We start from the raw sequence: 19,232 nt of genomic DNA on the forward strand, positions 1-19,232 counted from the left end.
ACCTGAAGGACACCATTGAACTTGCAAGAGTACTGGCCTCACATCATTCTGGTGCTGTCACTCGCGGCGAGCACCGCAGCCACCATTCACGCCGCCATGACAAAGCAAGACGTGCGGGCAGCAATCGGCTGGGTAGCCATTGTCATCTTCTCACCTTTGCTCGGTGCGCTTTTTTATTTCTTTGCTGGCATCAACCGGATTCGTCAAGAGCGGGTATCACAGCAAAGAGTGCTGCAAGATCATGACCTGATGCTCATCGAGAGACTTGTCATCAAGCAGTCTTTACCTGAATGGCCGCACGAATTCGCTGCACTGCGTCGCGCTGGCGACAGCATTGCCCGTTACAAACTGCTTCGAGGGAACTCCGTGGAGCTTCTGGACGGTGGTGATCAGACATACCCTGCCATGCTTGAAGCTATCGCGGACGCAAAAAAGTCGATAGCCATGCAGAGCTACATTTTTGACCATGACCGCATGGGTGTACGGATAGCACAGGCGTTGATTGACGCACACAACCGCGGGGTCGAGATCCGGGTACTGATTGATGCGGTCGGCGCAAAGTATTCACGTCCACCCATTACGCGCATGCTCATGAAGGGCGGTGTTCCAACAGCCAGATTTCTGCCAACCGCCATTGGTATGAGACTGGCGTACGCGAACCTGCGAAGCCACAGAAAGCTGCTCGTTATCGACGGTGAACTTGCACTTGCAGGAGGCATGAACATCAGAGAGGGGTTTACGACAGAATTTGGCCAGAACAAGATGACGCGCGACACGCATTTTCGTATCCGAGGCCCCGCAACCCGGCAACTCATGGACAGCTTTGCGCACGAATGGGAATTCACAACCAAAGAGCGACTCGATGGCGTCCAGTGGTTCAACTCAGTTAACAACGTGGTCCAGGATGCCAATACTCCCGTCAGGGTTGTCACGTCCGGGCCTGACAGAACGCTAGGCGCTAACCAGAGCATGGTCATGGCCGCTCTATCTGTGGCACAACATCACGTAAGGATTCAATCACCGTACTTCCTGCCAGACATCGTACTAATCGGCGCACTCGTTACAGCTGCTCGCCGTGGCGTGATTGTCGACGTAGTGATCCCGGGCAACAACAACCTCAAGCTAGTCAGCGCCGCCATGGACGCGCAGCTCGATCAGCTTGTGGGTGCGGGAGTCCGCATATGGAAATCCACCGGAACGTTCGACCACTCAAAGCTGATGGCTGTTGATGGACTGTGGAGTTATGCAGGATCTTCCAATCTGGACCCGCGCAGTCTTCGCCTAAATTTCGAACTGGACCTGGAGATGTACGACCAGCAGATGGCGCACACCATTGAAAGCCGGATTGACGAAACAATCGAAACATCCAACCGGGTCACTCTCGAATCGTTACGCTCAAAGCCATTCAGTATCCAGCTACGCAACCGGCTGATCTGGCTTGCATCACCCTATCTGTGACATGGGGAATACTTTTGCATTTCATTTGCAATCACTACTGTCCGTTGGTTAACTTTCGAATACTTTCAGTTGCTTAGGAAAGTCGGTCTGTTCATTCTGGTCACCAGTCTCTCGAAAGGCGCATAAAAGCTGGGTTTTCTCGAAGACAGACACCGACAGAATCTGTAGCAAAGTGTAGAGTGAGGCCTCAATTTGAAGTTCCTTTTTCACCATAGCGATCAGTACGTAGGTCGAGACAGCGCACCCGATCTGCGTCTTGACTGCGTTCTCGCTGTTGCCCAGGAATTTCTTGATTCTGAGGTGTTGCTTGATCCACTTGAAGAACAGTTCGACCTGCCAGCGATTCTTGTAGAGCGTAACAATCGTCAGGGGCGCGAGTGCAAAGTTGTTGGTCAGAAAGACCAGCGTTTTGCCCGTCGTGGGATCTTTGAACCGGATCCGTCGCAGTTGCTCTGGATAGTGTCGTGCGGCAAGAAATCCGGTGAACACCACCGTCTGATCGCAGATGACACCACTCTGTCGATTGGTACGCCGCGAGTAAATCCTTCGCATCCGGGTATTGGACTTGGCTCGGGTGACAAAGAACGCGCCGCACTGATGCATCACAAACAGACGGGCAAAGTCGAGGTAGCCGCGGTCCATGACATAGAACGAACCTGCCTCCACAGGCATGACGTCGAGCATGTTGACGTCGTGCATCTTGCCGTTGCTGATGTGGATGAAAGCCGGGATGCTTCCTCGGAGATCGAGCAGTGTATGCATCTTGACCGCTGCTTTGGTCTGCCGAAAGCTGGCCCAGTCGAACAGACTCAGGCAGAGGTCGATCGTAGTGGAGTCCAGTGCATAGACTGTGTTCTTGAGATCGAGGCCGACCAGATCCGTCTCGCTGTAGAGTTTGCGGGCACGTTTGATCAGCAACGCGGCAAGATCGGACCAGATGCGCCAGTCCCGAGACTCGTTGGCATCGGCCAGGGTCGAGCGACGAATGATGTGACGAAAGCCCATACCGTAGAGCTTGTTGGGATGTACACCGAGTGTGACTTCGATATCTCTCAGACTTTCTCGCCACGTCAACTGCGCAAAGGCCATGACTCGAAATTGCTCTGCACAGTTCAGCCGGCGAACCCGGGTGTTGCCACCGTAGCGCACGACAATCCGGCCAAAGCTCGTCCAGGGCACGAACTCCATGAGTTGCACAAACAAGGTCTTGCCGACGTTCATGAGTCACTCCCAAAAGGTCTACTCCTTCGAAAGTACTCAAGAATGAAGAATTCAATTGCAAATCGGCACCAAGCAAGATCCTCTCGAAAGCCGCATCAGTACTCGCTTTCGCTGAAAAATTGACCGGATTAGCCGGACACTAGTGAGGAGAACCCATGAAAAGTCTCACCCGAACTCTCTTAGCTGGGATCCCGATTCTCCTGGCAACTGGCATCATTGCACAGGATGTCCAGGCCGGTGCCGCACAAGCGGGAGACGCCCCTAAAGCCCCTGACTACGGCATGGAAAACGCGTGGCTGGCCAAACCTTCTACTGTCGACAAGCCGGTTGACGTTTTCTATGTTTACCCGACGATCTATGCGGACATTGAGCCAGAAAATATGGACATATCCGATCCTGCACTGCGCGCCAATGCTGCCGGCCTTCTCAAAGCTCAGGCATCCGTATACTCGGAGCACGCTAATCTTTTCGCTCCGTTTTACCGCCAGCAATCAGGTGCGACCCAGAGCATGATGGCAGGTAACGATGGGAACGATCCGTTCCAGGACCCACGTTTTCAGGTGGGTGCACAAGATGTTGCAGCAGCTTTTGAATATTACCTCGAACACCTCAACAACAATCGCCCTTTTTTGCTCGCCGGACACAGTCAAGGTTCAATGGCACTGATCCAGTTAATGAGAGAGCGGTTCGATGACGAAGAACTTCAGAAACGTCTAATCGCGGCATATTTGATTGGATATTCCGTGCCATCGAAAGAGCTGAGCACCTATCCCTGGATGAAGCCCGCAAAAGGCGAGACAGATAATGATGTGATCATTAGTTACAACACAGAAGGCCCTGGTGCAGGAGCCTCCCCTGTGTTGTACCCAGGAAAAGTGGTCGTGATCAACCCACTAAACTGGGAGACCGATGCAACTGTGGCCGGACCTGAGCACAACCTCGGCGCAAGGTTTTTCAATGACGCCACCGGAGAACTCATTGAAGAGATTCCTCAGTTTACAGGGGCCTACATTGACCAAAACAAAAGTGTTCTTGTTGTCACCGATATGAAAACACCAACGTCCGACCGAATTGATTTGGTGAATCTGGGACGATGGTCTCACGGAGTTTTCCACCGGTTCGACTACGCTTTCTTTTTTAACAACCTGGCCGAAAACGTACGCAAGCGAATCAACTCTTACATTGACAAACAACAACGCTAAAGCGGTCGTCTGATCACTTACATCAGAAACACGGTCCTTGTTGGTCGACACATCAAAACGTGACTCCTCTACCGGAGCCATCGGCTGACCAAGATATGTTATTGAATCACACCTGCTGTTCGCTAACTTTCCAATAATTTCAAATAATTAGGAGTGCAGGCCTATTCATTCCGATTATCAGTCTCTCGAAAGGCGCATCAATACTGACTTTCGCTGAAGAATTGACCGGTTCAACACTAGTGATTTGCAGTGTGAAATTGATAGCGACCCAGCCATCTCCGCTTGATCATTGGCGACAGAGGCTGGGTCCTTGATCAGAACATGTTTTTAAAGTCCATTTTTCTGGCGCCAGACATCAAAGTCCTTGAGGGATTGTTCGTCGGTTGGTGGATACAACCCAAGGATTGATCTCCCTGAACGTACTGTTTCCATCACGAAATCCTCAAATATCGTCATCTCCAGCGCCTGCTCGGCAACCTCATCCGCTATACCAGCCGGAATAACGATCACTCCATCAGCATCCCCAACCAGAATATCACCAGGAAATACGGGCGCATCACCACAGCCAATCGGGACGTTGATGTCGATAGCCTCGTGCAACGTCAGATTGGTCGGAGCCGAAGGTTTCTGCTGATAAGCTGGAATGCCGAGCCCGGCAATCTCGGCCGAGTCTCTAAACCCGCCGTCAGTCACAACTCCCGCGACTCCTCTTTCTTTCAATCGACTCACGAGAATACCTCCCGCGGACGCCGCTCGAGCATCCTTGCGACTGTCAAACACCATGACGGCTCCAGGCGGGCACTCCTCTATCGCCTTGCGCTGAGGATGCTCACGATTGCGAAACACTTCCAGCCCGTTTCGATCCTCTCTGGCTGGCATGTAGCGCAGCGTAAAAGCAGGTCCCACCATATTGTCGGCGGATCTGGACAGCCTGGTGACGCCTTGAATGAACTGATTGCGCAAACCGCGCTTGTACAGTAGCGTTGCCAGCGTTGCCGTACTGATTCGCATGAGGCGGGCTCGCGTGTCAGGATTGACATCATACATACCGGAGTTCCTTTAAAAAATATCTGGCTCGCCCACCGGCCGCCCAAAATCTGTTCTCAGAAAGTCGAAATCACACCCCTCGTCAGCCTGCTGGATATGTTTGGAGAACATCCAGCCATAGCCTCTCTCATAGCGTGGCTCCGGTGCCTTCCACTGCGCCCTGCGGGCCTCTAGTTCTTCGTCCGAAATTTCGACCTTGATCGTGCGATTTGGCACATCAACCGTGATCATGTCTCCGGTGCGGATCAGCGCCAGTGGCCCACCGACATAGGACTCTGGCGAAATGTGCAGAACACACGCGCCGTAGCTGGTACCGCTCATACGCGCGTCGGAAAGCCGCAACATGTCTCGAACACCTTGCTTGAGCAATTTTCTGGGCATGGGCAACATGCCCCACTCGGGCATGCCAGGTCCGCCGAGCGGCCCGGCATTGCGCAAAACGAGAACATGATCAGGCGTAACATCGAGATCATCGCTATCAATGACCGCCTTCATTGACGGATAATCATCGAACACCAGCGCCGGCCCCGTGTGCTGATGCAAGTGCTCCGGACAGGCGCTAGGTTTGATCACGCAGCCGTCGGGAGCCAGATTCCCCCTAAGTACAGCCAGCGCCCCCTCCTTGTAGATCGGATTATCAAGCGGTCTGATCACGTCATCGTGGAATACCTCTGCACCAGCGATGTTCTCACGGAGCGAGCGGCCAGTCACAGTCTTCGCATCCAGATGCAGATGGTCCAGCAGACGCGACATCAGGCCTGGCAAGCCTCCCGCATAGAAGAAATCTTCCATCAGATAGGTTTCGCCGCTCGGTCGCACGTTAGCCAGCACAGGAACAATTCGGCTGTACCTGTCAAAATCATCTAGCGTAATATTGCATCCAGCCCGCCTTGCCTGGGCAATCAAGTGGATAATGGCATTGGTCGAACAGCCCATCGCCATCGCAACAATGATGGCATTCTCAAACGCATCATGGGTAAGCACCTGATCAGGTGTCAGATCCTCCCAGACCATCTCAACAATTCGCCTGCCAGTCGCTGCAGCCATCCGGACATGCCCGGCATCGGGCGCAGGAATTGACGAAGCGCCCGGCAGCGTCATGCCTAACGTTTCGGCCATCGCCGTCATGGTCGAGGCTGTCCCCATGGTCATGCAGGTTCCATGACTGCGAGCGATACCACCTTCAATTTCCAGCCATTGCTGGTCGTTGATCAATCCCGCCCGGCGGTCATCCCAGTATTTCCATGCATCCGACCCTGAACCCAGGACCTTTCCGTGCCAGTTACCTCGAAGCATCGGTCCGGCCGGGAAATAGATCATGGGCAGACCAGCGCTGGTTGCACCCATCAATAACCCGGGCGTGGTTTTGTCGCAACCTCCCATGAGTACTACACCATCAACTGGATGACACCGGATCAGCTCCTCGGTATCCATGGCCAGCATATTGCGATAAAGCATGGTTGTCGGCTTGACATACTGCTCTGCCAGAGAGATCGCTGGCAGTTCGATGGGCATCCCGCCCGCCTGCAGGATGCCGCGCTTAATGTCCTCAACCCGGTGTTTGAAGTGAGCATGACACGGATTGATGTCTGACCATGTATTGATGATCCCGATCAGAGGCTTGCCGGCCCAGTCTTCTGGACCGTAACCCATCTGCATCGCCCGGGAACGATGCCCGAACGAACGCAGATCGTCAGGAGCGAACCATCGGGCGCTCCTGAGTGTTTGCGGTGTCTTCTTGTTTTTCAATGTCTTCCTCCTTGCACCACTGCTCTCTAAACTGCGCATCGACAGGCACCTTCCAGAAGGTCTCGCCGTTGCGCTTCTCATAAAATACGTCCTGGGCAACAACCCAGGGCATGGTCGCACCCACCTCCGGACGCGCACCGAACCAGTAAGTCCGATCTGGTCCTTGGCACATTCTTGGCAGCACCTGTCCAGGTTCAAGCAACGCATCCTGAGTCAGTAACGGCGCAAATTCACCTGCCTCGTCCAGCTCGTTTCGCCAGGTATCTCCGTCAGGCAGGTTGGGCCAGTCAAAGACCACCCACGTCTGATACGGATTACGGGTGTAAAACGCCAGATCAAAAGGATAGATATCAACCATTACAAAGCGATCATCAGGCCTGATCTCGGGCTCCATGGTTCTGACAGCCGACTCGGTGCTGTGATCGTTGGCGAACATGAACCCAACCAGAGCCCCAATGCACATCGCCACAGCCCCCATTCCAGTAATAGCAGACAAGCGCAGATCGCGCCCGTCAAACCATCCTTTCCAGGTCGAAACCATCACCTCGGCGATGAGCACGGCCAAGGCCGGCAGAACAGGAACGGCATAGCCAATCAGCTTCGAGGCGGGGATAGAGAAAAACACTGTAATGACACCGATCCACAGCAACATCAGACCGTGCCATGACCGGTCAAACTGCATGGGACCACGTTGCCAGAGATAGCGTACAAGCCATATTGACCAGGGCAAGCCAAAGCCGAGAATCACGGGAATGAAGAACCAGAATGGCTGCTGCTGATTAAAGCCACTCGACACAAACCGCTCAAAGTGCTGGTAAACAAAAAAGTAGTGCAAGAATCCAGAATATTCGAACTCCATCGCGGCGAACCAGGGAACACCCACTACCGCGAATCCCACCCAGACTGGCCATGAGAGCAACAGGGCCAGGCCACGCCAGCGGCCTGTCAACAGTATCCAGAAAAACAGGACACCACCTGGCAAAACTACGCCGATCAAACCTTTGGACAAAACCGCCAGCGCAGCCAACACGCCAGTAGAAACCGCAAAAACCCGGGCTCCTGGCTGCCCCTGATACAACCTTGAAACGGCTTCGGCTCCCGCCATGATCGTCAGACAGATCATGCCTGCAACCATCATATCCAGGTTCGCGTACTGAGACGCGCCAAAGAAGTACGGCATCGTGACCAGCACCAACAGGGATGCCAGGCCAATCTGCGGACCACGGTGCCGCCTGACAAACAGGAACAGTGCCATTGCGGTCGCCCAGCCAACAACCAGCGAGGGGAAACGAGCCGCCCACTCATGCGCACCGAACAGCAGAAAACTGAACTCGTTTAGCCAGTAAAACAGCGGTGGCTTGTGGAAATAAGGCAACCCGTTGAGCAAGGGTGTCCATGTGCTGTCGAACCGCACCATGTCCCATGCCACGCCAACATAACGACCCTCATCCGGAATGTGCAAGGGACGCATCCAGGCTGTGAACGCCAGCCATATGAACACTATCGGAGCCAGCCAGAACACTGCTCTGGGCTCACACGCTCGCCGCCATATCCGGCACAGCACTGAAATCACCTGATCCAACACTTGATATTTCCTATCCGAACATTGATTCGTAACGCTTCAGAAATGAAGGCCACGCCTGAAGATTCACCAGACGTGGTGGCTGCCTGCCTGACAGCACCTCGACGAGTTGTTGCGCGCCCATGCGCGCTGCGTTGCGTCGCGCCTCATGTGTGACGCCTGCCGTATGATACGTGGCTACGACATTGTCCATTCGTAACAATGGGTGACTGTCCGCCGGAGGCTCAACCATCCAGACATCCAGCCCCGCACCTGACAGATGACCAGACTCCAGAGCCTCGGCCAGTGCCTGCTCATCATGAATGCCACCCCTTGCTGTCGACAAAAACGTCGCCCCCCTCTTCATTGCCGCAAACTGCGACGCATCAAACAGGTTGCGAGTCTGGTCGTTCAATGGACAGTGAAGCGATACCACATCACTTCTGGCAATCAACTCCTGCAGACCAACTGGCTCGACTCCTCGATCCGTCAGTTCAACACCATCGAGCAGCGGGTCATACCCCAAGACTTGCATCCCGAACGCAGCGGCAAGCTTCGCGACACGCTGGCCGATGTTGCCCACACCAACGATACCGATGGTCAGCCCACGGATCTCATGGCCCATAAGATCCTCACGGGTGCCATACCGCGCCGCACGCATGACTCGATCCGACTCAGCGATACGGTGCCGCACGCCAAGCAGCAATCCCATTGTGTGTTCAGCCACAGAATCCGCATTACACCCACTCTGGTTGACCACCAGCACACCCCTTGCCGAGCATGCGGCAACGTCCACCGGATCGTAACCAGCTCCCGAACTCGACACACACAAAAGGTTTGGAGCCCGCTCCAGGAACTCAGCATCGACACGCCAATCGACAGGGACTTCATCGCGCGCGGCGCAAATATGGTACGCATGGGCCGAGTGCAGTACCAGATCCAGATCAGTCCTGTCATCACCTGGTCTGCAAACAGTCAGGCTGAGCCCCGCTTCCTGTCCGATGATCTGATCAAAAACAGGGTCTAGCCAGAAATCCATCCGAATCAATGATTTGTGTTTCAAAGTTGTCTCCGTTCAGTCATGGCCACAAGCCTGACGTTCTATTATTCGGCACACGCACAGGCAAGCAAATTTCTTGCATCAAATACAGGGCATCTGCAAAATCGAAACCACTAGATGTCACTTGATGCTACCCGCTCAAACATCCACTCCTGACACACAGACTCACCAGAACATAGAAAAAGTGAAGCGACTCTTCTGGCATCGTCTCACTCGGCCTTCGCGCTGATTCTCTCAATGGCAAAGGCTGCGGCAGCAAGCCCCATACTAGCCGTGACTGTCACGAGCGAACCGTAACCCGCACAGGCGAGTGCTGATCCGCCCTCCAATTTATCAGGGCGCGTGACCGGTTGTTCCAGCCAAAGCACGGACACACCCATCGGAGCGATCCGCCGCCCTCGAGCAGATGCATAACCGTGCTGCTTTCGCAACGTCTGACGTAATCTTGCGAGTAGAGGATCATGGGTTGCGTCACGCAGGTCACCGCGCCTGAGTGAAAGCGCATCGGTCTTGCCTCCCGCAGCGCCACAGACAATGAGGGACTGCTGGCGTGAACGGGCACAGAGCACCATCGCAACCTTGGCGTGCAGGTGGTCAGTGCAGTCCAGAACGACGTCTGCTCCTGGTGGAATGGTCGTCTGGACATTATCGGGTGTGACAAAGTCATCCAGACTCACAACCTGGCACAAGGGGTTGATCTGTGCCACCCGCTCGGCCATAGCATGAACCTTTGACTGACCCAGGGTGCTGTCAAGCGCATGCACCTGCCGATTGATGTTGGACTCAGCCACGTGATCCATGTCCACCAACGTGAGACGTCCAACCGCACTACGGGCCAGCGCCTCGACCGCCCACGAACCAACCCCACCTATTCCCGCCACGACCACATGGGACCGGGCGAGCACATCCAGCACATCGGCACCAAAAGCGCGCCCAAGCGACCCGAAACGACGCTCGGGGTCAACCTCGCAAACTGGGGCGGTTTCTATAAAAACCGGGTCCGGAAGCGACCCGGGGCCGGTGAGACGCGTGGAAGAAGGATCATTCATACTGGCAAGCACCCGACAATAATGGACTCTACACAACGATTTTTGCACGAAGCGCTGCATTTGGCCGGATTGCGCCCCTTTCATCTCGACAATCCCCATCCCTCGCCGCACAATACCTGACAAGACTGTGAAACTGCTACCCATACCCCTTCGCTTCAAACAACTGCCCCGGCTTCCCGAGGCGGCCGTGTTGTGCGTGCTCATGATGATGGTACACATGTCGCTGACTGGCGGACGTGTATCGGTCACTCTCAGCGCCATCGAACTAGGCATGAGCACATTCGAGGTGGGCATGTTGATCGCCTTCTTTGCGCTGTTGCCTATGCTGGTGTCAGTCACCGCTGGCAGGTTGATCGACAAGGTCGGTCCGTTTCGACCCATGCGTGCTGCAGCACTTGTGGCTGGATCCGGTGCGCTGCTGCCATTGATCTGGCTACACTGGGTATCACTTGGCATAGCGGCCGTATGTATCGGCGTCGGACATATGATGTTCCAGGTTTCAACGCAGGGACAACTCGGGGCCGCCCCGGCCGAACAGCGCCTGCGCAACTATTCCTGGCTTTCACTAACACTGGCCATCTCGGGGTTTGGTGGCCCACTCATAGCAGGATTATCAATCGATCACCTGGGCTACCGATGGGCGTTCGGGTTGCTTGCGATCTTTCCAATTGGTGCTTCTCTGGTGGTCATGCGAATGCGCCGCCGCATGCTTGCCGCACACATCCCTAAACCGCGCACCCAGCAAAAGCACAAGGTCAAGGATCTGTTCCGGATCCGCACCCTGCGTTACGCGCTACTGGCCAACCTTACCCTTGCCGGGGCGTGGGACACACACGCATTTCTTGTGCCCATCTATGGCGCACAAAGAGGGCTGAGTGCGACAACCATCGGAACCGTACTGGCATCTTTCGCACTTGCCACATTCTTGATCAGGACTGTATTGCCGATTATTCAGAGGCGAGCCACTCCGTGGCAGTTGATTCACTTTGCAATGATCACAGCCGGCCTGAATTTTTTGCTGTACCCGCTCTTTAGTGACGTATGGGTTCTGGCAGCAATGTCGTTCATTCTTGGATTGTCACTGGGCTGCACCCAGCCCAGTATTCTGGCACTGCTTCAGCAACATGCACCAGATGGCCGCAAATCTGAAGTGTTCGGAATCCGTATGGCACTGATCAATGGCAGTCAGGTTTCACTACCAATGGCGTTCGGTGCGATGGGATCACTGATTGGCGTGATGCCGCTATTCTGGGGAACAGCACTGGTTGTGACAAGTGGGGCGTGGTTTACGCGCCGGGCAGGTCGCGAGATACCACCACAGAACGAAGCGACTCAAGCCGCGGCCGCTCACAGCGTTACTACTGCGCCCGGGTCAATGCAAAACTCCGTGACCGCTGACAACCCGGAACAAGCAAAAGAGAACCTCACTTCACAAGAAGTAGCATCTGGAGACGATATCAGGCCAGTCCGACCGCCAGAAGAGAAGAGTCCCCGACTGTCCTGACCAGAGTCCAACGCAAAAAGGCGTGGCGCGAACATGTGTTTGAGCGACTGCAGGCGTGCATTGTTGTAGCATTCCAGGATGCGAGACAAAGGGTTGTGCGCACCTCCCTGACAGACTGTCAGCGAATGCCGGCCCGTTATGCATTTGTCGCAGATCACTCAGGAGCCGATTCGCCTATGTCCATGCTGGAGACCCGACTGACCGACCGTTATGCACTGCCTGTTGCCCCCGATGCGAGTCAGATGCGCTATCTGACCGAGCAAGAGAGGGAGATATCGATGAAACAGGCCATCAGCCATTGGCAGGGTGATCAGGATATCTGGGTCTACGGGTATGGTTCCCTGATCTGGAACCCAGAGTTTGAGTACGCGGAGAAGCGGATCGGGACACTGAGGGGACACCACCGTGCGCTCTGCCTCTGGTCACGGGTCAACCGGGGCACACCACAAGAACCTGGACTGGTGTTTGGACTGGATCGAGGCGGCTCTTGCCGCGGCATGGCGTTCAGGATTCAGGCCCGTGATGTTCTGGACATGCTGCCAAATCTATGGCGTCGAGAAATGTCCACCGGTGCGTACCTGCCACGCTGGCTCAGATGCGACACAGAGCATGGGCACGTCAAAGCACTCGCATTTGTCATCGATCGCACAAGCCCCGGATACGTCAAGGAACCGCCCTGCGATCACGCCATCGAGATCATCCATCGCGCAAGCGGAAGTTACGGCCCCTGTGTTGACTATGTGCTGCAGACACATCAGGCACTGAGTGCAGCCGGCATTCATGACGCGAGACTCCATCAGATTGCCCAGCAATTACGCACGCGTACAGGTGGGTGAACGGCTACACTTGACCTATCCGAACTCAAGGACCCAGAACAATCATGTCAGTTGCAAACATCAGGCAAAATTACGAGAAAGGTGAGCTGCTGGAGTCTCAAGCCCGGTCATCTCCATTCGACCAGTTCGAGCTCTGGCTCAAGCAAGCAATCGAGCTGCCCGTAGCCGAGCCAACCGCCATGGCGCTTGCCACGGTCGGCGCCGACTCACGCCCTTCCTCTCGAATCGTGTTGTTAAAGGGCATGGAAACTGACGGATTTGTTTTCTATACCAACTATGAATCACGCAAGGGTCAGGAACTTGCACACCAGCCTTGGGCCACTCTGCTGTTTTTCTGGCAGCCACTCGAACGCCAGGTAAGGATCGAAGGGAAAATCAGTAAAGTTGATCCAAGCGTCTCTGATGCTTATTACGCGAGCCGCCCGCTCGGTTCAAGGATAGGTGCCTGGGCCTCAAATCAGAGCCAGCCTGTCAAGATCGAAGCGCTGCAAGCCAGAGCCAGGGAGATCGAGGCTGAATATGGAGAGAACCCTCCGCGCCCGCCACACTGGGGCGGTTACTGCCTCACGCCCAGCTACTTCGAGTTCTGGCAAGGCCGACCTTCGCGCCTGCACGATCGCCTCACCTATTCGCTTGCCAGTGATGGCAACTGGACACTAGAACGCCTTTCTCCTTGAGCCCGCTGGAATGAGTGCACGCAGTCCCGATTTCACATCCATAGCGTTCCGACAAGCGTTAGGCCGGTTTCCGACTGGCGTCACCGTCGTCACAGCATGCATGCCAGGCGAAGACCCAGTGGGTCTGACAGTCAGTTCGTTTAACTCGGTCTCGCTTGATCCGCCACTCGTCTTCTGGAGCCTCTCCCTTGGTTCCTCAAGCAAGTCTGTATTCGAGCGTTGCGAACGCTACATTATTCATGTGCTTTCGGCAGAGCAATTCGATATTGCAAGCCGATTTGCCTCGGGTACACGTGAGCAGCGTTTTGAAGGCGTTCCACTGGTGCGCACCGCAGGTGGTCAGCTTCGTCTGGATTTGGAGTGTGCGGCATGGTTCGAGTGCTACAACCGGCATCGGTTTGTCGAGGGTGACCACCTGATGCTTCTGGGCGAAGTGGAACATTGCGAACACTCCCCTGCGTTACCTCTGATTTACCACGCCGGCGGTTATGATCTCACGCCGGCTCGTCAATAAATCAGCAGTCAGGCAGATCCTCGTTCTACCAGGAGAGTAGTGCGCCAGACGCTATCCAATACGCGAGGCCGATGTCGCAGTGGGAAGTGCATTCCCGGAGTGAAGTTAGAAAACAGTAACTGGATTTTGGAAATACAACATGACCGCAGACGTTCAATGCATCGTGATCGGAGCAGGCGTGGTGGGGCTCGCCATCGCCCGTGAACTTGCCCAGGCTGGCGTTGAGGTCCTTGTAGCAGAGCAAGGCGAAGGCATAGGGGTCGGCACCAGCTCGCGCAACTCGGAAGTCATTCACGCTGGCATTTACTACCCGGCCGGCAGCCTGAAAGCCCGCTTGTGTGTACAGGGCAAACACATGCTGTACGCGTATTGTGCAGACAAGGGCGTTGCCCACAAGCGACTAGGCAAACTACTGGTCGCGACCGACGAAGAGCAAGCATGCACGCTTGATAGTATCGTCGCAAGAGCTCAGGCCAATGGTGTCGACGATTTGCAGCGCCTGACGCGCCAGCAGGCCCAGTCCATGGAACCGGCCCTGCATTGCACCGCCGCCCTGCTCTCACCTTCTACAGGCATCGTAGACAGTCACAATCTGATGCTGTCGTTTCAGGGCGATGCGGAGAATGCGGGCGCTCAGTTTGTTTTTCACTGCCCTTTCGAGTCAGCGAGAATTATCGACACAAATGCCGGTGAACCCCTCTTTGAAGTCTCCTTCGGTGGCGCGGAACCGGTCACGCTCACCAGCAAGATATTGATCAACGCAGCCGGTCTCGGAGCGGTGGACGTTGCTCACCGCATCCGGGGACTGAACACATCCACCATTGCCAACGCCTATCTTTGTAAAGGTAACTACTTCACCCTTCAGGGCAAGTCACCATTCACCCGACTAATCTACCCCGTTCCGAACTCGGCTGGTCTGGGCGTGCACATCACGCTGGACCTTGGGGGCAGGCAAAGTTCGGACCTGATACCGAGTGGATCGAAACGGAGGATTATGAAGTCGATCCAGCGCGAGGTGAAAGCTTCTACGAGGCCGTTCGTGCCTACTGGCCAGGACTTCAGGACGGCGCGCTCCAACCCGGTTATGCGGGCATTCGCCCCAAAATATCCGGACCGAACGAGGCAAGTGCGGATTTCAGGATCAGCGGGCAGACCGAACACGGCATACCAGGATTGATCAATCTTTACGGTATCGAATCGCCAGGGCTGACATCCTCACTGGCGATCGGTCTTCACATCAGACAAACACTGGGAGTCTGATACAGGCTTAGTACAGCGCTGAATCGACAGTCTGGGTCGAGTCGTTTAACTGAACCGGCAGCACCATTGCGATTTCGATCCAGCGTTCCCACCCTCATCAAACCCCTGACTTGGCGGGTACTATCAATTCATGCATCACAACGACTACATCCTGACTCTATCCTGCCCTGATCAAAAAGGGATCGTCCACAAGGTATCCGGTGTACTGCTGGCCCATGACGGCAATATCATTGACGCACAGCAATTTGGCGACGAAGTGACTGGGCAGTTTTTTCTGCGGGTCCATTTCTCTCTTCCCGAAGGCTCTGTCATCGAACCACTGAGAAGTGACTTCCGGCCTGTTGCTGAACATTTTCAGATGCGCTGGTTTCTGCATGACGCAAGAAAACCCGCCCGACTGCTGATATTAGTCAGTCGCCAGGGACACTGTCTGAACGACCTGCTGTATCGCATTCGGAGTGGCCAGATTTCGGCGACAACTGTTGCCATCGTCTCGAATCACAAAGACTACGAAGGCATGGCACAAGCATACGACATCCCGTATTACTACCTGCCAGTCAACGCCGACAACAAGACACAGCAAGAGCAGGCTCTGCTGAACATCATCGAGCAGGAAAAGGTTGATCTGGTCATTCTGGCCCGCTACATGCAGATTCTGTCCCGATCACTTTGCGAAGCCCTGGCGGGTCGCGCAATCAACATTCACCACAGTTTTCTGCCCAGTTTCAAGGGTGCTCGACCCTATTATCAGGCCCACGCACGTGGCGTCAAACTCATTGGTGCAACAGCTCACTACGTGACAGCCGATCTGGATGAAGGCCCCATCATCGAGCAGGACATCGAACGAGTTGACCATGCCATGACTGTGAACGACCTGACGCAGGTCGGTAGCGACATCGAATCCCTGGTGCTCGCGCGTGCCGTACGTGCGCATATCGAGCACCGAGTTCTGATTAACGGTTCCCGAACGGTGGTATTTCGGTAAAGGAGCGATTATCCTGACGCTTTGAGCATTTAAGCAACGAGTCAACTTTTCATGCAACCAACCCAGGCACTACCCGTGGAAACATGGGCCCAGACTCTCTCTCAGGCACGTGTCGAGCAAGGTCTCGATATCGGCACACTCGCACGGGAACTGATGCTTTCCATGGCTCAGATTCGCGGCATCGAGGCGGGACAGACCGGTGCGTTTCATGCACAAAACTACTATTTGAGAGGAGTGCAACGTTACGCGGAACGTCTACAAATCACCCTCGATCCTGACCCGGGAACATTCCAGGCCAGCGACGCAGCTTCACTCAGAAACCGTGCTCCACAGCGTGCCCAAGGCATTGTGCAACGTCAGAGCAGCCCGGCAGACGCCCTGCAACTCCCATCAGGACGCTCACACGGAGCCAGACTCGGACGCTGGCTTGTCATCCTTGTAGTCCTGCTCATTGGAGCAGGTGTCTACATGGCGATCGGTGAAGGCTGGCCGTCAAAGCCGATCGAAGACATGGTGGCAGGCAAGTCTTCCAACTCGTCACCTGGAGTTGGAGACCAGGATCAGTCCAGTGCCAGTGCGGCAGCGGCTGAAAGTACAGGCACTGGACCCGCTACGGCCACTCAGCCTGCTTCTGGAACGTCTGTTGTCACTGTCAACCTCGGTACCGCAGAAATCGGCACCCCATCCGGGACAAGTTCGGTGGCAGTCCCTGCCGACGCATCATCAGGTGCGCCTGAACAGGAAATCGGCAATAACGCCGGAACGACTTTGAAACCTGGCGCTGAGCACTCAGACCAGGGCACACGCTTGACACAGAATGTCACACCATCCATCACAGGTGCCATGCCGGATCAGGCGAGCGCAAGCCTTACACAACCGATTGATTCGCCAAATGAAACGGATACACAGTCAAGCAGTCCCTCTGATGGTGCATCGACACAGCCCTTGAACCAAGACAGTGCAGTCGCTGATGAGATTGTGTTACGGTTCAACGATGACTGCTGGGTGGAACTACGGCGAGCCGATGGCACCTCCGAGCAGCGGATCTTTAACCCTGGGGACGAGATTCGGGTCGCTGCAAACGAGGTTGACAGGCTGGTACTGGGTAATGCCACTGCCGTCCAGGCCATCCGCGCAGGCAAGCCTTTTGACGTGATGCAGTTCACACGAGGCGGCACGGTTGCCCGCATCAGCGGTCAGGCTTTGTCCCAGACAGCCCCCTGAAGGAGGCTTTGCATTCGAGCCGCGACCTGACAGGAGAAACGGGACGTTTGATCACAAACCCGTTCGATCGCTTGATCAAACGTCCGATCACATGTCCTGACATTTGCGTGGGCCCATTCAGTTGGGCCCTGTTCATAACCAGAATCACACAATCAAACCATATTGCCTTGCCCAAGGAGCTTTTGCCATGGATATCAGCCAGCAGGAAATCAATACTCTGCACCCTGTACCCGATGCACACGGAATCAACCTGTTCGAGGCTGACGCTTCCAGGAACGTGCTCGCAGCGTACCTCCCTGAAAAGCTGCATCAGCATCTTCTTCCCCACCTGACACGCCTCGGCTCGCTGGCCGGTTCGCGTCTGGACGAACTCGCCAATACTGCTGACAAAAACCCGCCAGAGCTTTCAGTTCGCACTCGCAGCGGAATTGACGAGTCGCGTGTCATCAAGCATCCGGCCTACATCGAACTTGAACGTTGGGCGTACAGCGAGTTTGGCCTGGCTGCCATGTCGCATCGTCCCGGTGTGTTGCGCTGGCCAGAGCCAATGCCACCGGCTGCCAAGTACGCACTCACGTACCTGTTTGTTCAGGCTGAATTCGGACTGTGCTGTCCAGTCAGCATGACAGATTCTCTGGCGCGCACCCTCAAGAAGTTTGGAGACCCGGCCCTTGTCGAAAAAGTGATGCCTCTGGTTACCAGCCAGGACTTCGATACGCTGCATCAAGGCGCAATGTTCATGACCGAGCAAGGGGCTGGCTCGGATGTCAGTGCCACAGCGACCCTGGCGCACCATCAGCCTGATGGGCACTGGCTCCTGAGCGGTGACAAGTGGTTCTGCTCTAACCCTGATGCCGGCTTTGCAATGGTTCTGGCCCGATCTGAAGATGCACCTGGCCTCAAAGGCATTTCGCTCTTTCTGCTGCCACGCACCCTGCCGGACGGAACACCCAACAGTTACCGGATCCTGCGTCTGAAAGACAAACTTGGAACCCGTTCGATGGCAAGCGGTGAAATTCGACTTGAAGGCGCTTTTGCATGGCTCGTTGGCGAGCGTGGCAAAGGCTTCAAGCACATGGCGGACATGATCAACAACTCGCGCCTCTCAAATGGTGTGCGGGCAGCGGGACTGATGCGCCGTGCACTCACTGAAGCGTTGTTTGTCTCCAAAAACAGGCGTGCCTTTGGTAAACGCCTGATTGACATGCCGCTCATGCAGCGTCAGCTCCTCAAAATGGCAGTCTGGACCGAGCAGGCCAGAACCATGGTGTTCCAGACTGCCAAAGCATTGCAGGCATTTGACCAGGATGAATCACTACGTCCGCTGGCCCGGATTCTCACCCCGCTTATCAAGTTCCGGGCATGCCGTGACGCACGCAAGGTCACAGGAGACGCCATGGAAGTACGGGGCGGGTGTGGCTATATCGAGGAGTGGACTGACCCCAGACTAGTGCGCGATGCTCACCTGGGTTCGATATGGGAAGGCACCAGCAATATCGTGGCGCTGGACGTGATCCGGGCTATCCGTCGCGAGAATGCCTTGCCGGCACTGCGCGGACTAGTCGATGAACTACTCGCACAAGGCGAGCCGGTCAGTGGTGAACTCGCCGAGCTTCAGCATGAACGCATCGAAGCCGCTTTCAAACTGGCTGAACAGGCTGGCGAGGACGATGATGCAGTCAAGGCTCGTCAAGTCGGCACAGCGCTCTACAACGTAGTCACCATGGCAGGTATGCGCTGGGAAGCTCGCCAGGCCAACCTGCCCATGCGAGCCAGGCTGGCTGACATGGTTCTCACACACCGCCTCAGTGCGCGTGACCCGTTAACTGCAAGCAGTGAAAAATCCGACGCTGCGCTTGTCGAATGGTTGTCCCAGGGAGTCTGA

The 19,232-nt window shown here is 55.4% G+C and carries 15 protein-coding genes and 1 pseudogene; 10 read left to right on the forward strand and 6 right to left on the reverse strand.

The features are described 5' to 3' along the window. The first annotated feature begins 21 nt into the window (after positions 1–21). Positions 22–1,458: a phospholipase D-like domain-containing protein gene (locus DBV39_RS07955; protein ID WP_227870864.1), complete on the forward strand. Its 1,437-nt coding sequence runs from the start codon at positions 22–24 to the stop codon at positions 1,456–1,458. A gap of 48 nt (positions 1,459–1,506) precedes the next feature. On the opposite strand, the gene DBV39_RS07960 is transcribed toward DBV39_RS07955, so the two are convergent. Beyond that, positions 1,507–2,679, reverse strand: coding sequence for an IS4 family transposase (locus DBV39_RS07960; RefSeq protein ID WP_108621076.1), 1,173 nt, complete (start codon positions 2,677–2,679; stop codon positions 1,507–1,509). 155 nt (positions 2,680–2,834) lie between these two features. Here DBV39_RS07960 and DBV39_RS07965 point away from each other — a divergent pair, with 155 nt between their 5' ends. Further along, positions 2,835–3,881, forward strand: coding sequence for a DUF3089 domain-containing protein (locus DBV39_RS07965; RefSeq protein ID WP_108621077.1), 1,047 nt, complete (start codon positions 2,835–2,837; stop codon positions 3,879–3,881). 327 nt (positions 3,882–4,208) lie between these two features. Here the strand turns inward: DBV39_RS07965 and DBV39_RS07970 are convergent, their stop codons facing one another. From DBV39_RS07970 to DBV39_RS07990, 5 genes are all read right to left on the reverse strand, one after another. Continuing rightward, positions 4,209–4,928: a ribonuclease activity regulator RraA gene (locus tag DBV39_RS07970; RefSeq protein WP_108621078.1), complete on the reverse strand. Its 720-nt coding sequence runs from the start codon at positions 4,926–4,928 to the stop codon at positions 4,209–4,211. 12 nt (positions 4,929–4,940) lie between these two features. Beyond that, the gene (gene araD / locus DBV39_RS07975) at positions 4,941–6,677 is read right to left on the reverse strand and encodes an L-arabinonate dehydratase (protein ID WP_227870865.1); all 1,737 of its coding nucleotides are present in this window, start codon (positions 6,675–6,677) and stop codon (positions 4,941–4,943) included. After that, positions 6,622–8,262 (reverse strand): ArnT family glycosyltransferase, encoded by a 1,641-nt coding sequence (locus tag DBV39_RS07980; RefSeq protein WP_108621080.1) that lies wholly within the window; start codon positions 8,260–8,262, stop codon positions 6,622–6,624. The genes araD and DBV39_RS07980 overlap by 56 nt, the downstream gene beginning before the upstream one ends. Positions 8,263–8,272: 10 nt before the next feature. Then, positions 8,273–9,301, reverse strand: a complete 1,029-nt coding sequence (locus DBV39_RS07985) for a hydroxyacid dehydrogenase (RefSeq protein ID WP_227870866.1) — start codon at positions 9,299–9,301, stop codon at positions 8,273–8,275. A 206-nt stretch (positions 9,302–9,507) separates the two neighbouring features. Then, on the reverse strand, positions 9,508–10,347 hold the full coding sequence (locus tag DBV39_RS07990; RefSeq protein WP_108623171.1) for a tRNA threonylcarbamoyladenosine dehydratase: 840 nt from the start codon (positions 10,345–10,347) through the stop codon (positions 9,508–9,510). A gap of 127 nt (positions 10,348–10,474) precedes the next feature. Here DBV39_RS07990 and DBV39_RS07995 point away from each other — a divergent pair, with 127 nt between their 5' ends. The 8 genes and pseudogenes from DBV39_RS07995 to DBV39_RS08030 all read left to right on the forward strand — a co-directional run bounded on the left by DBV39_RS07995 (position 10,475) and on the right by DBV39_RS08030 (position 19,232). After that, positions 10,475–11,851 (forward strand): MFS transporter, encoded by a 1,377-nt coding sequence (locus DBV39_RS07995; RefSeq protein WP_227870867.1) that lies wholly within the window; start codon positions 10,475–10,477, stop codon positions 11,849–11,851. Positions 11,852–12,027: 176 nt separating this feature from the next. Continuing rightward, positions 12,028–12,687, forward strand: coding sequence for a gamma-glutamylcyclotransferase (locus DBV39_RS08000; RefSeq protein ID WP_407669276.1), 660 nt, complete (start codon positions 12,028–12,030; stop codon positions 12,685–12,687). Positions 12,688–12,728: 41 nt separating this feature from the next. After that, positions 12,729–13,364, forward strand: a complete 636-nt coding sequence (pdxH, locus tag DBV39_RS08005) for a pyridoxamine 5'-phosphate oxidase (protein WP_108621082.1) — start codon at positions 12,729–12,731, stop codon at positions 13,362–13,364. A 10-nt stretch (positions 13,365–13,374) separates the two neighbouring features. Continuing rightward, the gene (locus tag DBV39_RS08010) at positions 13,375–13,878 is read left to right on the forward strand and encodes a flavin reductase family protein (RefSeq protein WP_108621083.1); all 504 of its coding nucleotides are present in this window, start codon (positions 13,375–13,377) and stop codon (positions 13,876–13,878) included. Positions 13,879–14,017: 139 nt separating this feature from the next. Continuing rightward, a pseudogene (locus tag DBV39_RS08015) lies at positions 14,018–15,138 on the forward strand (NAD(P)/FAD-dependent oxidoreductase). Between the two features lie 130 nt (positions 15,139–15,268). Beyond that, positions 15,269–16,123, forward strand: a complete 855-nt coding sequence (gene purU, locus DBV39_RS08020) for a formyltetrahydrofolate deformylase (RefSeq protein WP_108621084.1) — start codon at positions 15,269–15,271, stop codon at positions 16,121–16,123. A 51-nt stretch (positions 16,124–16,174) separates the two neighbouring features. Then, on the forward strand, positions 16,175–17,347 hold the full coding sequence (locus DBV39_RS08025) for a RodZ domain-containing protein (protein ID WP_108621085.1): 1,173 nt from the start codon (positions 16,175–16,177) through the stop codon (positions 17,345–17,347). Between the two features lie 187 nt (positions 17,348–17,534). Beyond that, complete coding sequence (locus DBV39_RS08030) at positions 17,535–19,232, forward strand: acyl-CoA dehydrogenase family protein (RefSeq protein WP_108621086.1); 1,698 nt, start codon at positions 17,535–17,537, stop codon at positions 19,230–19,232.

It is taken from the genome of Orrella marina, assembly GCF_003058465.1.
Classification (GTDB): Bacteria; Pseudomonadota; Gammaproteobacteria; order Burkholderiales; family Burkholderiaceae_B; genus Algicoccus; species Algicoccus marinus.

Bases quoted from the DNA above. Each gene is read 5' to 3' on its own strand.
- DBV39_RS07990 (WP_108623171.1), bottom strand. From the start codon at position 10,347: ATGAATGATCCTTCTTCCACGCGTCTCACCGGCCCCGGGTCGCTTCCG.
- DBV39_RS08030 (WP_108621086.1), top strand. From the start codon at position 17,535: ATGGATATCAGCCAGCAGGAAATCAATACTCTGCACCCTGTACCCGAT.
- DBV39_RS07970 (WP_108621078.1), bottom strand. From the start codon at position 4,928: ATGTATGATGTCAATCCTGACACGCGAGCCCGCCTCATGCGAATCAGT.
- DBV39_RS08025 (WP_108621085.1), top strand. From the start codon at position 16,175: ATGCAACCAACCCAGGCACTACCCGTGGAAACATGGGCCCAGACTCTC.
- DBV39_RS07965 (WP_108621077.1), top strand. From the start codon at position 2,835: ATGAAAAGTCTCACCCGAACTCTCTTAGCTGGGATCCCGATTCTCCTG.
- DBV39_RS08000 (WP_407669276.1), top strand. From the start codon at position 12,028: ATGTCCATGCTGGAGACCCGACTGACCGACCGTTATGCACTGCCTGTT.
- purU (WP_108621084.1), top strand. From the start codon at position 15,269: ATGCATCACAACGACTACATCCTGACTCTATCCTGCCCTGATCAAAAA.
- DBV39_RS08010 (WP_108621083.1), top strand. From the start codon at position 13,375: ATGAGTGCACGCAGTCCCGATTTCACATCCATAGCGTTCCGACAAGCG.
- DBV39_RS07960 (WP_108621076.1), bottom strand. From the start codon at position 2,679: ATGAACGTCGGCAAGACCTTGTTTGTGCAACTCATGGAGTTCGTGCCC.